The sequence below is a fragment of the Chitinophaga qingshengii genome (assembly GCF_014529935.1).
GTDB classification, from domain to species: domain Bacteria; phylum Bacteroidota; class Bacteroidia; order Chitinophagales; family Chitinophagaceae; genus Chitinophaga; species Chitinophaga qingshengii.
Window position 1 is genome coordinate 454,732 of sequence record NZ_JACVFC010000003.1, and the last position, 13,659, is coordinate 468,390.

A 13,659-nucleotide genomic window follows, 5' to 3' on the forward strand; every position below is an offset into this window, starting at 1 on the left:
TCTACGCCGGGAAAACCGCATAGCTTTGACAATAATACTAAACTCATATCATGTCGGACTTAAAACCGGTTTCCAAAGCACTGTTGGGCGCAGGAGTGCTTTTGGCGGGAATTTGCTGGTATTTATCCTTTAGCCTGTCAACACACATTTGGTGGTTATTATGGGTGGCGCCGGTTCCTATACTGTATTTTTCTTTACGGGTTAGCAGCAAATGGGCATTTTTAATCGCGTTTACCGGCTACTTAATAGGCAGGCTTAGCTGGGTTCCTTATTTACAAAGCGTGATGCCTCTGCCGCTGACGCTGATGTTTACCCTGCTATTTCCCCTGATTTTTGCCTTACAGGTGATCGCTGCGAGAAAGCTAATGCTTAGTTATCGGCATTGGTCCACCGTATTTGCACTTCCTGTTTTGGTTACTACGATGGAGTATATCACTTGTCTTACCAGCAGGGATGGAACGGCAGGCAGCATTGCCTATACACAATGCGATTTTTTACCAATAGTGCAGGTGGCGTCTTTAACGGGCATACATGGCATTACCTTCCTGGTTACTTTTTTCCCGGCGGCGGTTGCGTTCATCATCTATCGGTATCAGCGAAAACAATCTATCCGGACACTTTCCCTGGTAACCCTCGGTATTCTTCTGGCTGTAATGGTTTGGGGTGTGGTGCGTCTGAATCACACTTCTCCTGCTCCCCAATCATTGCGGGTGGCTATGGTAGCCATCGATAAACAGGCTTATCGCCGCAAGGATACAACAGGAGAAGACAGGGAGGCATACCTGGCTAACCTCTACCTGGGCCGGGTAGGGGAATTGGCAAAGCAGGGTGCAAGGATGGTGGTGTTCCCTGAAAAAATGTTTACCGTAGGAGACAACCGCCGTACGGGTTTTATACAGCAGTTTAAAGATACGGCCATGGCGCATCACGTAGGCATCGTAGCCTGCGTGACGCAACAAAAAAACGACTATTATGAAAACAGGGCCTGGGTGATCGGGGAGGATGGGGCCTTACTGGCAGATTATCAGAAAGTACATCTATTTGCAGGAGAATTCCTGGACAGCCTGAAACCTGGAAAGGAACCCGGTTTGTTTCTCCGCAATGGTACCACCGAAGGAGTGGCCATTTGTAAAGACATGGATTTTCAGCAAGACATCAGCAGGTATGGCAACGCAGATTGTAGTGTTTTATATGTGCCGGCCTGGGATTTTGAGCGGGATGGCTGGCTGCATAGCCGGATGGCAATAATGAGATGCGTGGAAGGCGGCTACGGAATGGTAAGAAATGCCCGGCAGGGCAGGCTGACGATCAACGACTACTGTGGCAGGGTGTTGTATGAAGCCAATAGCGACAAAGGCACGCCCGCATTGTTGTCAGGCAATATCGACATACAGCATCATACTACCCTGTATAACAAATGGGGGGATTGGTTCAGTTTATTAAATGCCATTGCTGCCCTGGTAAGCCTTTTACTGTTGGGTTACCCAGGTGTTAGATCAGGGAGAGAGCGGTAAAGGATTACAATTCCGGCGGGCTGTTTCAGGGTGATCAACCGAATTGCTGCCGGAAAGTCAACGGGGTCAGTTGTGTTTTCAGTTTAAATAATTTGTTGAACGATTGGGGATGCTCAAACCCCAGCTTGTAGGCTATTTCGGCCACGGATAGGGAGGTGGAGGAGAGTAAGTCTTTGGAACGCTCGATCATGCTGTTTTGTATATATTGTTGGGTATTCTGCCCGGTGAGGCAACGAAGCATGTCGCTTAAATAGCGTTGAGAAATGCACAGTTGTTCACAAATGTATTTTACGGATGGAGTGCCTGTTTCCAGGCCCTGGGCTGCATGGAAATATTGATCCAGCAAGTTGTCCAATGCTGCCACAGTCTGATGGTTGGTCGCTTTGCGGGTAATGAACTGACGTTGATAAAACCTATTGCTGTAGTTGAGCAGCAGTTCGATTTGAGATATCAGTATAACCTGGCTGAAGTTATCGATAGGGCCGCTGAGTTCCGCTGTCATCGCCACCAGCAAGTTGACCATGGTATTTTTCTCCGCTGCAGACAGGCACAGGGCTTCGGTAACATCATAGGAGAAAAAACCGTACTGGCTGATCGAATTGACGAGGGAGGATGACCGGATAAAATCGGGATGGAAGTATAACGCTATTCCCTCATAGCTTTCCAGGGAATCGGGAATGGTGACGTCCTGGTTCGGTTTCAGGAACGCCATTCCTCCTTCTTCGAAATCATAATGTGATTGCCCGTATTGGATTTGTCCCCGGAAGTGTTGCTTGAAAGAGATTTTATAGAAATCGAGGCTGATCCTCACACCATGCTCCGGCGCCGCCGCAGCTGCCATATGGCTGTAGTCTACCAGCGTAATCAGCGGGTGCTGAGGTGCTGGCAGTTGCAGGTAGCGCATCAGGGCGGCTATACTGCTGAAATGACGTGTAGCGGGACGATGTTCCATTTTTGTAGCCTGTAACAAATTTAATCAATTTTGGGCTGAAGGCCTGATCACGATATCTCCTATTTCCACCTGCGGAGGCTGGCTCAGCGCATACACAACGGCCCGGGCGATATCGCCTGGTGCTATCGCGAATGCCGCCATATTCTTCTTAATGGCAGTTTTCATGTCCTGGTTTTTGATGCCTTCGGCGAAGTTGGTGTGAACGAAGCCGGGTGAAATACCGGTAATCCGGATAGTGCCGTCGGATTCCTGACGGAATGCTTCTGTGAGCGTGCGGACGGCATTTTTGGTGGCCGCATAAACACCCTGCGCGGGAACAATTTTAATGCCCGCCGTGGAAATGATATTGATGATGTGGCCCGACCCCTGCTTCCTGAATTCGGGGATAGCACTCGCCATCCCATACAATACGCCCTTTAGGTTTACGTCAATCATTTCCTCCCAGCCATCCACGTCCAGCTCGTCGATCCGGCTAAGCTGACTGATGCCGGCATTATTGATCATCACGTCCAGTTTCCCGTATTGCGCCATGGCGGTATCAACGAGTCGCCGAACATCGTTCTTGTTTTTTACGTCCATGGTTACCGCCAGGGCTTCGCCTCCGTGTTGCCGGATGTCGGTTACGACGCTTTCCAGTTCCGCAGCCCGGCGGGCGCCCAACACCATTTTTACGCCATGCGTTGCCAGTTCCAGGGCGATGGCTTTGCCGATTCCGCTGCTGGCGCCGGTGATGGCGGCTATTTTGTTACGTATATTCATTATCTATGGGTTTAATTTTCGGGAGATTGTTTAACCCTGCAAATTTGAAGGATTACCCGGAGAGGAATGTAGTCGGATTGGTAAATGTTGTAGTGAAGTTGGTGCCGGTATGCACGATTGGTAAGGCGATGATAGGAAACGATCGCTGGAAACCTGTATGGCCCGAGAGGAATGTTAGGATTTTTTTAAAGTAAAAATTATATTTGGAGGATATATATAGCCTTAAAGTAATATAAGCGTTGCAAAATAGTGAGACAGATTTAATTTTTAGTATAAGCGAAGGCGATATAACAGCATTCGACCAACTGTTTATAGAAATGTATCCGGCGCTATGCCTGCTGTCGAACAGGATTGTAGGCGATGAAGCGGCCGCAAAAGATATCGTGTCCGAGGTTTTTTTTCAGTTATGGAAAACCAGGACCGCTTTGAACGAGGTGAAAAATGTGAGCGCCTATTTGTATGTAGCTACCCGCAATCATTCGCTCAACCACCTGAAAAAACTTAGGCGGAACGAAAAGAAAGTACAGGCGGCTTACGAAAATCAACTAACGGAAAAAACGTATGAAGATATTTTGCAGCATGTCTTCCATGCGGAATCCGTCCGTATATTGCATGAAGCGATATTAACCCTGCCTCCTGAATGTACCAAAGTGGTACAATTGAATATCGAAGGACTAAGCACCAACGAAATTGCCCAAGAGCTGGGGATTTCGCCCTCGGCAGTAAGCCATCAGAAAGCCAGGGCCATTAGATTGCTACGGGGAAAAATAGCTCCCGGGGTAGCGCTGTTATGCCTGTTGCTGGCAGAATAATTCCCTCATTTTACTTTTTTTAAAAAAATTTTAGGAAGGAAGTCAAATCCGGTACCTGACTGTTGTCCTATACGAAATAATTATTGTGTGATGATAAATGAGACAGATTTACCGGATGATGAATTGTCTGCCCTGTTACGGGCGGCAAAACTGACGGTTTATGAAAAACTGGACCAGTTATCAGCCGCAGAAAGAGCAGCACTGATGGAATGGCTGCAACAAAAGGCAGAACACTCCGAATGGCGGGACCAGCTAAACGATAGGGATAGCCTTGCTGCCTTAAATAAAGAATATGCCACCTTTAAAGCGGCGGCGCCGGAAGCACTGCAAACCTTTCACCAGCAATACCTGCAGCCGTCTGCAATAACTGAACCTGCGCCGCGTATTCCATTCCTGCGCCGTCCGTGGATACGTTATGCAGCCGCTATACTGTTACTGATAGCCGGTTCCTGGTACTTCCGGCCGGGTAAACACGCGGCGCCGGCTACACTGGCATCGAAAGAAGTTAAGCCGGTCATGCCGGGCCAGGATGGCGCCATTCTCACCCTGGCAGATGGTTCTACCATCCTGCTCGACTCTGTTGGCAATGGTATGCTGACCCATCAAAGCGGCGCCGACCTGTCCGTAACGAATGGTCAGCTGGAATACAAAACAACCGGCAAAGCCGCTGCGGAAGCAACGTTTAATACATTGACCACCCCCAAAGGCAGGCAGTTCAAAATACTGCTGCCGGATGGTACTACCGCCTGGCTGAATGCTGCCAGCGCTATCCGTTTCCCCACACAGTTTACGGGCGATACCCGCCGGGTGGACATCAGCGGAGAGGTCTATTTTGAAGCGGCTACTATGCAAAAACAAGGGAAAATAGTCCCGTTTATCGTCAATGCTGATAACCGGTTTGAGGTAACGGTGCTGGGCACACGCTTTAACGTAAACGCTTATACGGATGAACCATCCCTGAATACCACGCTGCTGGAAGGGAAGGTAGCAGTTACCATGAACCGGCAAAACGGAAAGCAACGGGTCATACTCAAACCCGGTGACCAGGCTTCCCTGACCATGCAGGGAGATAGGGTACAGCAGATGGTGGTCAAACCCGGTGATGTGGGAAAAGTAATGGCCTGGAAGAATGGTGTTTTTGATTTTGAAGATGCCAGAATTGATGAAGTGATGCGCCAGCTGAAAAGATGGTATGATATAGAGGTTAAATATGAATCCGGCGTGCCTGACATTGAGTTTGTCGGGAAAATGACGCGGGATATCCCGCTGAGCGGGTTATTAATTGCATTGGAAAAATCGAATGTTCATTTTCGTCTTGAAGGGAGAATACTGATTGTCATGCCCTGATACCACTAAAATAAAATGCCGGAAACGATTGGCCTCGTTCCCGGCGGTATTTTAGTTGATTTATAAAAGGTCTCGCGAACCGTTTTTACTAACAACCAAAATTAGCTCACAAGTTATGCAAAAAACTGCTTGTGGTAGCCTGTATTTTCCTGCACGCCAGGGAAGCAGGTTGCCGGCACAAATTTCAAAAGTAATGAGGCTGCTACCTGTATTTATGATCACGGCGCTCGTTTCCGTGAAAGCGGCTGTTTCTGCCCAATCTGTCACACTTTCAGGCAAAAATATCTCCCTAAAAAAAGTGTTTTCGGAAATCGAAAGGCAAACAGGATACGTATTATTCAGCAATAAAGAACTGTTTTCAGGATCGGAGAAAGTCTCCGTTTCCGTGAAAGCTGCGCCCTTAAACAAAGTACTGGACCTGGTGCTGAAAGACCAGGACCTCGATTATGTGTTGCAGGGAAAAACCATCATCCTGTCGGGAAAGCCTTCCCATGCTCCTGCTACCGGCCTTTCATCCATTGTGGCGGCTACTGTTATCACAGGCCGGGTCACTGACATGGAAGGGGCTGCACTGCCGGGTGTGAGCATCCATGTAAAAGAAACCCAAAAAGGACTGGCCACAGCGCCGGATGGTAGTTTTTCGGTGGCTGTCAATGAAGGCAATACACTCCGGTTCTCCTACGTAGGATTTACCCCCCGTGAGATAATCGTTACCGCCGGTATGCTGAAAGCCGGTCAACCTGCACTGGTGGTTAAGCTCAGCAGGGCGGCCACTAAACTCGATGAAGTAGCGGTGACCACTATCAATACCGGGTACCAGACTATTTCCCGGGAAAGGATGACGGGCGCTTATTCTTCCCTGCAAACAAAACGGCTGGAAGGTAAACTGCAGCCCAACCTGCTCTCCTTACTGGAAGGACAGGCTGCCGGTGTGGCTATTACCAAAGGTGGCAAGGTGGAAGTACGCGGCAGATCTACTTTCCTGGCCAACGGCGAACCGCTGGTGGTGATCGACGGATTTCCCGCACCAGGAGGACTGGAGTCCGTGAACATCGATAACGTTGAATCCATTACCGTATTAAAAGATGCGGTGGCTGCCTCCATCTATGGCGCCCGCTCATCCAACGGGGTGATCGTTATCACCACTAAAACACCTAAGATCGGGAAGCTGCAGGTAGGCTATAAAGGCAGTATGGGCGTAACGCTTCGTCCCAAATTATCCTACCTCAACCTAAGCAGCGCTGCCGACTACGTGGATGCTGAAATGGCTTATTATAACAGTGATGTGCCGTCCATTACCGATGAATATGACGCAAACGGGTTTTATGGACGTGCGACACAGCTGATGATCATGAAAGAACGTGGCCGGCTGTCAGAAGCGGAAATGGAAGCGGAACTCGACCAGCTGAGAAAAAACAATACCCAGGGCCAGCTGGAAAAGTATTTATTCAGAAGAAGTTTTACCCAACAACATAACCTTTCTATTTCCGCCAGCTCAGATAAATTCTCTACCAATGCGGCGGTACGCTACATCACCAATCAGGGTAACATGAAGGGTGTCAGCAGCGACCGGCTGATCCTGGATCTCAAAAACGATTGGAAACCGGTGAAAGGAGTGACCGTGAAGCTGTTGTCCAATATCAACTTTAACAACAGTAAATCACCCATGGAGGCAGCTGATATGCTGGATTACACCAATTGGAAAATCATGCGGCCCTATTACGATATTGTGGACGAATTTGGTAACCCGCAGAATATCCCGGTGGTGAGGCCCGAACTCAAAGAGCTCTATGCGGATTATGGAGGACTCAAATCTATGGAGTACAATCCGCTGAATGACCTGGGAATGTCCACCACAAAGAATCAGGCATTCCTGGCAAGATTGGGCGGTAGTATCTCCGTCAATATTCTGGATGGATTAAGTGGGGAAGTTGGTGGTTCATGGACCAGAGGAAGTGGTATTCTGCGCAACATGCGTGGCGCCAACTCATTCTATGTACGGTCACTTTACAATGCGGCTTCTTCCATCTCCAACCCGGGTAAACATTATTTGCCTGAAGGTGCTATATTGAATGAAACCCGTAGCCAGAGCGAGGCTTATACCTTGAGAGCGCAGGCCAACTACGGCAAAACATTCAATAAGGTACACCGGATTTCAGTGATTGCCGGTAGTGAAATCAATAAAGACCTGATAGACAATAATGCCGCCCCAAGCAGAGTAGGGTATAACGACCAGTCCGGCACCTTTGCTACTTTCAACTACCTCGACTTCAACAGCTTCGCCTATAATACGGATGTGCTGTTCCCCGAAGGCATTGATCCTGTTAGCAATGGGTCCTATTCCTTACGTGATAACCGCTTCCTTTCTCTATATGCCAACGGTTCCTATGAATATAATAATCGTTTCATCGTGAGCGGTAGTGCGCGTATTGATCAGGGTAATTTGTTCGGTACGAATCCTAAATACAGGTATAAGCCCAACTGGTCTGTAGGCGGCACCTATAAACTGGGGCAGGAAAAATTCTTTAACGTTTCCTGGATAGATAAACTGGATATACGTGGTTCTTATGGTATCAATGGCAATATTTCGCTTACACAGGGACCATTTCTGTTGATAGCACCAGGTGTCTATTCTCCTATCACAGGAGCTATCCCTTACACCATCTCTTCCCTGCCGGATAACAACCTGCGCTGGGAGCGTACCATAATCACCAATATCGGAACAGATATCCGCTTGCTGAATGGAAGGCTTAACCTGACTGTCGATTATTACAACAAATTGAGTAAAGACCTGCTGTCACCGGATTTTATCGATCCTACCTATGGAAGGTTCACGATCACGAGGAATGCAGGTTCCGCCAGGAATACCGGTATTGAGCTTTCACTGGAATCAGATGTAGTGAAAACGAATAACTTCGGCTGGAACGTATTTTTTAATGGTAGTTACAATAAGAGCAAGGTATTACAGTTCAATTATGATTATCTCAACCCCAATATCCTGACCTTCAGCTATTCCAATAACGTACTGGGAAGCAATGGCGGTGCCGTGTTACGGACCGGATATCCGCTCGACGCGATTTTTAGCTATCGCTTTGCAGGACTGGATAATACCGGAACGCCGCAGTACTACTCCGAAGAAGGGAAAAAAATCTACGGAAGTGATTTGGCGGTGAAAGACATGGTGTATTCCGGAACAGCCAGACCTAAATTTATTCTTAGCCTGACCAATACGTTCACGTATAAACGTTTTGATCTCTCCTTTATGATGATTGCCCAAATGGGAGCGGTGTTCCGTAGAGATTCCTATAATGGCGATAACATAGATCATAAAGATGTTTCCCTGCGCTGGCGTAAACCTGGCGATGAAGATCACACCGTTTATCCCAAACTTGCTGCTTTCAGCACAGATGCCTGGTATTTCCCGTATTCCCAGATGATGATCGAGAAGTCCGATTTCCTGAAACTGCGGGACCTCACCCTGTCTTACAGACTGGATAACAAATTATGGGGTAACACCGGGCTCAGTAATGCCAGAGTTTATTTCCAGGGCCGCAATCTCTGGCGCTTAACCGCTAATAAGGTAGGGGTAGATCCTGAAACTATTGAGCAAAGCGTGAACATGAGCATTAAAAGAACACTTCCATTGAGACCTGAGTTCTACCTCGGATTTTCCGTAAACCTGTAATCCAACTATTATGATCAATCCAAAATATTTTATATTTCTTCCGGCCGTTTTCCTGATGAGTTCCTGTAAACGGTATCTCGATGTAAAACCTAAAGGAAAGTTGATTCCTTCTTCTGTAACAGATTACGATCACCTGCTGGATGCCACCAGTACAGCGGAGTACAATTTCCTGGATGGTAACAGAGGCTCCATGCTCGCCAATCTGGGCGATAACCTGGAAATGACGGAAGGGCAGGCCAAAGTAGGTTTCCTGCTCACCAGCCATCCCAATGTGGAACGTTATTACGCGTATACTTACCGTCAGCCTTATAAAGATCCCAATAAAGACGATCAGTTCTGGAGTTCCGGTTCACAGGGCATGTATCCCCAGGTGTCTATTTTCAACAACGTTATCGAAGGAATTCGTGGTCTCAGTCAGAAAACGCCCGAGGAAGAGGCCTTAGGCCGCATCTCCGTTGCCCAGGCGCTGATAGCCAGGGCGTACTGTTATTTCAATGCGAATATGATCTATGGACCGGTATATAAACCCGGTGCAGACAACTCTACCAAAACCATTCCTTATGTAGTGGATGTTGATATCAATAAGCCTATTCCCGATTTGTCTACCAGTGCTGAAGTGACCAGCCGGGTACTCGGTGAGCTGCATACGGCGCTGCCCGATTTGCCGGCGAAGTCCAGTTGGCCTACACGCGCCGGTAAGGCTACCGGTCATGCTATGCTGGCGTATTACCATCTCTTTACCCATCAGTATGATAGTGTGGTGTATTATGCCAACCTGGCCTGGACGGCGGCAGGCAGCCCGGCGAACGTGTTGTACGACTATAATAAATTCAAGCTGGCAGATCCTTCCAGACCGCTTTTCTCTTTGTTTGTGAGTCCCCAGGACGCCTATATGAATATGGTGAACAGCCGGGAGATTTTGTTCTACCGGGCTTCTGAGATAGAAGCCGGCGTGGCTGGCAGGCTTTCCTATCCTTCTGCAGAGCTGATAGCCCTGTATGATCAGGCTACCGATCTCCGCTTCAGTTTATTCTATCTTAATTCTCCCGGATATAAAACAACACAGGGCGGTGGTTACGACGATGGTATGCGTATCAGTAATTATAGTTCCCGGAAAATGAAAATCACAGATGGTTTCTCCTGGCCGGAAGTACTGCTGATGCGTGCGGAAGGCTATGCGAGAACAAACAGGACTGATCTGGCTATTGCCGATCTCAACACCCTTCGCCAATACCGGTATAAAACCGGTACCCCGCAATTAACGGCCGGTACACCCGATCAGGTGCTCCAATGGGTACTGGAAGAAAGAAGACGGGAGCTGCCTATCGGTGGTTTCAAAAGATTCCTGGACCTGAAACGGTTTACACTCGATAAAGGTAAGCCCTGGTCCAAATCGCAGATCAGTCATAAAATTGGTGGTCAGACTTACACCGGCACCATTGACTCGAAAGATTTTATTGTGCCTATCAGCAACGTGGTACTGAGGTTTAATCCTAACTGGGGTATTCCGCTGGAAACCCGGTCCTATTAATTGTTTTATTGTATGAAGAAACGAAAGTTATTGTTGGTTTTAATGATGATTGGACTGACCGTTGGCGCGGCGGCCCAGTCGAAGGTGGTGATCAAAGGCACCGTGAAAGGAGATCTGAAAGGTTATACGAAAGTATATGTGTTTGGCGATGGTTTGCCGGAGGATTCAGTGGAAATTAAGAACGGTCGTTTTACCCTCAGCATTCCCTGGGTAAAAGATGCGCTGCCCCATTTCTATTCTGAGTATGACTCCAAACTGAGATCCGGTCCGCCGGCGTTTCCTATGGTGATCGATGCACCAGGGACTATTTATGTCGATGTGGCGGATGTTACCCAGGGGCTTCGTTCCGGTAAGATTCGCGGAAACGCGTCCGCTATCGCTTTTCAGGCTTTTGAAGAAGGCCGGGAGAAACTGCGCATAGACATGAAAGCGGCGGCAGAAGAACGTTTTAAGAACAACAAATCCAAGGACTCTACCTTTAGTATGGTCTTTATGCAGGAAGTACAGCGACGGCTGATACCCTACATCTGTAATTTTGTGGAAACACATGCAGATAGCTATATCGGTGCGTTTATACTGGGCCGTTACCAGTCTGTTTTGCCGGATGACCTGGAAAGATTGTACAACAAACTGGGACCGCTGCAAAAACGTACTGCTCCTGCGGAGGAAGTGAGCGCAAGGCTGGCGGGCTTAAAACGCGCTGTGACAGGTTTTGAAGTAATAGATTTTACTTTGAATACACCGGAAGATCAGCCCACCGCTTTCAGCAGTTTTCGCGGTAAATATCTGTTGGTCGATTTCTGGTCGAGCTGGTGCGGGCCTTGTAAAGCTTCCTTCCCGCATATGAAAGAACTGTATCAGCAATATCGCGGCGATAAATTCGAGATCCTCGGTATTTCCATTGATGAAGACAAAGCGGCCTGGCTCAATGAGCTGAAGAAACAACAGTTGCCCTGGCCACAGGTACTGGATACCAAAAAAATATCTGTCAACAGCTTTGCCGTAACTGCCGTTCCTACTGCTTATCTGATTAGTCCGGATGGGAAGATTATGATGAAGCAGGTAGGTTTTGGTGAAGCGGGAGATGGGGAGATAGAGAAGAAGTTAAAGGAGCTGTTGGGAAAGTAAAATGACATATCCTTCCGCCAAAAAGAAGCATCAGTCTGTGATAGAAGCAGATTGGTGCTTTTTTGTTGATAGATGGAATTTATCAGGTATTTGCCGATCTTTTGTAAATAGGCTGTGAAATATTAATTTCAAAGGATAACAAATTTGTTGAGATACTATGACCGACTTATGGACAGTACAAACAGCCGATATGTTTGTAAAATTCGCTGTCAGTGAGCGATATGTAATTGGCAGTTTGCATGAAAATGGCTATTTGTTCCATTTGGATACCCATGAGGTAACTTTTATGAATTGGTTCTATGGAGACCCTACATGCGCTATTATTGGGCAAAACGATCAATGGGCAACGATGGGCGGGGCTAATGGACTAACGATTTGGCAACAAGGAGTTACATCTGATATACACATTGAAAATGTTTTCGCTCTTCGGGAATTTGATCCTGTAACAATACATGTTTTAACGGACCCATGGCGTGAAGAAGCTGCCGTTTGGGAGATTAATCTCGTTACATTCTCCATTCAAAGGTTAAGATCATTTCCTGATTACTTAAATCAGGAATATACTGATGATGTTAACTGGTAGAAGTGATGTCGGAGAAATTCGGTGTTCTAACACTTTTATCATCAACTTAAAAACCACTTAAAAAGCAATTAAAATCCGCTTAAAACCAATCTGGAAGATAGTTTACACTACTGCTATTCCACTACTGTTAAAAACAGGTGTGCCCATTTAAAATATTTTTTTTCGATACAGGAAAGCTGTAATATTGGCAAGCAATCACGATAGAAAACCCAAACGCCGAGCCATAATCTTTAAGCAAATCTGAGTAACCCGCATTTCCGAATTTTAATACGAATGATGATGAACTTATTTGTATATAAGTAGTCTGAGTTTTCCTATCATCGTAAATACGTATATACTTCAACGTTAGTCGTTCGGTACGGCTATAGTAGCACTGTTTTTTCATGCATACACGATAACAATCTAAAACCCAAAATCTTAACCGATGAAAAATCAAGTATTTATTTTATTGATCTGCCTGTTGGCAGGGTCACTGATCACTTCATGCCGGAAAGACAACAAACAAGGCAGTACTGACCAGCCCAACATTTCCAACGATGTATTAGCTCAGATCAAGGCAAAAGGTTTCAGTACCAGGAATGTACACGCCGTAAATGGCGGCTATCTTGTAGAAGGGGATATTTTCCTAAGTTCAAAAGAACTTAGCCAGAGAGCCAAAGTAAATAAAGTTAGAGTTGCCAAAACGGAACAGTATTCTACGAACAACCTGTTAGCCGGTTTGCCGCGCGTGATCAAGGTGAAGGTCAGCGGTCTGGGCAGTGCCTTCGTACAGGGCACCAACCTGGCTATTCAACGTTACAATGCATTAGGCCTGCGTATCCGGTTCCAGCGTGTTACCAGCGGTAATGCGGATATCACCATCCAGGGTTTTTATGAAGGACCTAGCGGCGGTTACATCACTTTGGGATCATCCGGTTTCCCTACAGATGCCGGCGATCCTTTTAACGAAATACAGATGAATACCCACCCGGCCGCTTATGGCTCCAATCCGAATGTACAGTATGTTGGTTCCGTAATTCAACATGAAATAGGCCACTGCATTGGTATGCGTCATACCGACTATATGGACCGTTCCTATAGCTGCGGCGGTGATCCGGTAGATGAAGGGGATGGTGGTGTTGGCGCTGTGTACCTGCCCGGTACCCCCAGCGATCCTGACCCGGATTCCTGGATGCTGGCCTGCTCCAATGGCGGTAACCGCACTTTTAACAGCAATGACATCATTGCATTAAGCTATCTCTATCAATAAGCCGTCACTGGCTGTATATGCATGAAAAAAGAAAGAGGCCATCTCATTTATTTTTGAGATGTCCTCTTTCTAATAGCCGTTAATCAACCAGTTAACGGC

At 47.2% G+C, this 13,659-nt stretch carries 10 protein-coding genes; 8 read left to right on the forward strand and 2 right to left on the reverse strand.

Features of this window, described 5'->3' with window-relative positions:
- Window positions 1-50 precede the first annotated feature (50 nt).
- A complete protein-coding gene (locus ICL07_RS21660; protein WP_188090137.1) occupies window positions 51-1,514 on the forward strand; it encodes an apolipoprotein N-acyltransferase in 1,464 nt (487 codons plus the stop codon).
- A gap of 34 nt (window positions 1,515-1,548) precedes the next feature.
- Here the strand turns inward: ICL07_RS21660 and ICL07_RS21665 are convergent, their stop codons facing one another.
- Window positions 1,549-2,466: a helix-turn-helix domain-containing protein gene (locus ICL07_RS21665; RefSeq protein ID WP_188090138.1), complete on the reverse strand. Its 918-nt coding sequence runs from the start codon at window positions 2,464-2,466 to the stop codon at window positions 1,549-1,551.
- 24 nt (window positions 2,467-2,490) lie between these two features.
- Window positions 2,491-3,225, reverse strand: coding sequence for an SDR family oxidoreductase (locus tag ICL07_RS21670; RefSeq protein ID WP_188090139.1), 735 nt, complete (start codon window positions 3,223-3,225; stop codon window positions 2,491-2,493).
- A gap of 239 nt (window positions 3,226-3,464) precedes the next feature.
- Between ICL07_RS21670 and ICL07_RS21675 the strand changes: the two genes are divergently transcribed.
- From ICL07_RS21675 to ICL07_RS21705, 7 genes are all read left to right on the forward strand, one after another.
- Complete coding sequence (locus tag ICL07_RS21675; RefSeq protein WP_188090140.1) at window positions 3,465-4,037, forward strand: RNA polymerase sigma-70 factor; 573 nt, start codon at window positions 3,465-3,467, stop codon at window positions 4,035-4,037.
- 90 nt (window positions 4,038-4,127) lie between these two features.
- Window positions 4,128-5,384 (forward strand): FecR family protein, encoded by a 1,257-nt coding sequence (locus ICL07_RS21680; protein WP_188090141.1) that lies wholly within the window; start codon window positions 4,128-4,130, stop codon window positions 5,382-5,384.
- 193 nt (window positions 5,385-5,577) lie between these two features.
- Window positions 5,578-9,069 carry a SusC/RagA family TonB-linked outer membrane protein gene (locus tag ICL07_RS21685; RefSeq protein ID WP_188090142.1) on the forward strand — a complete coding sequence of 1,164 codons (3,492 nt, stop codon included), beginning with the start codon at window positions 5,578-5,580 and terminating at the stop codon, window positions 9,067-9,069.
- Window positions 9,070-9,079: 10 nt separating this feature from the next.
- A complete protein-coding gene (locus tag ICL07_RS21690; protein WP_188090143.1) occupies window positions 9,080-10,600 on the forward strand; it encodes a RagB/SusD family nutrient uptake outer membrane protein in 1,521 nt (506 codons plus the stop codon).
- A 12-nt stretch (window positions 10,601-10,612) separates the two neighbouring features.
- Entirely contained in the window at window positions 10,613-11,728 is a 1,116-nt protein-coding gene (locus ICL07_RS21695; RefSeq protein ID WP_188090144.1) for a TlpA disulfide reductase family protein, read from the forward strand.
- Window positions 11,729-11,885: 157 nt separating this feature from the next.
- Complete coding sequence (locus ICL07_RS21700) at window positions 11,886-12,311, forward strand: hypothetical protein (RefSeq protein ID WP_188090145.1); 426 nt, start codon at window positions 11,886-11,888, stop codon at window positions 12,309-12,311.
- Between the two features lie 424 nt (window positions 12,312-12,735).
- Window positions 12,736-13,560, forward strand: a complete 825-nt coding sequence (locus ICL07_RS21705; RefSeq protein WP_188090146.1) for a M57 family metalloprotease — start codon at window positions 12,736-12,738, stop codon at window positions 13,558-13,560.
- Window positions 13,561-13,659: the final 99 nt, after the last annotated feature.

Excerpts from the sequence above, each read along its gene's own strand:
- ICL07_RS21680 (WP_188090141.1), top strand. The coding sequence starts at position 4,128 with ATGATAAATGAGACAGATTTACCGGATGATGAATTGTCTGCCCTGTTA.
- ICL07_RS21700 (WP_188090145.1), top strand. The coding sequence starts at position 11,886 with ATGACCGACTTATGGACAGTACAAACAGCCGATATGTTTGTAAAATTC.
- ICL07_RS21660 (WP_188090137.1), top strand. The coding sequence starts at position 51 with ATGTCGGACTTAAAACCGGTTTCCAAAGCACTGTTGGGCGCAGGAGTG.
- ICL07_RS21685 (WP_188090142.1), top strand. The coding sequence starts at position 5,578 with ATGAGGCTGCTACCTGTATTTATGATCACGGCGCTCGTTTCCGTGAAA.
- ICL07_RS21695 (WP_188090144.1), top strand. The coding sequence starts at position 10,613 with ATGAAGAAACGAAAGTTATTGTTGGTTTTAATGATGATTGGACTGACC.
- ICL07_RS21705 (WP_188090146.1), top strand. The coding sequence starts at position 12,736 with ATGAAAAATCAAGTATTTATTTTATTGATCTGCCTGTTGGCAGGGTCA.
- ICL07_RS21665 (WP_188090138.1), bottom strand. The coding sequence starts at position 2,466 with ATGGAACATCGTCCCGCTACACGTCATTTCAGCAGTATAGCCGCCCTG.
- ICL07_RS21690 (WP_188090143.1), top strand. The coding sequence starts at position 9,080 with ATGATCAATCCAAAATATTTTATATTTCTTCCGGCCGTTTTCCTGATG.
- ICL07_RS21670 (WP_188090139.1), bottom strand. The coding sequence starts at position 3,225 with ATGAATATACGTAACAAAATAGCCGCCATCACCGGCGCCAGCAGCGGA.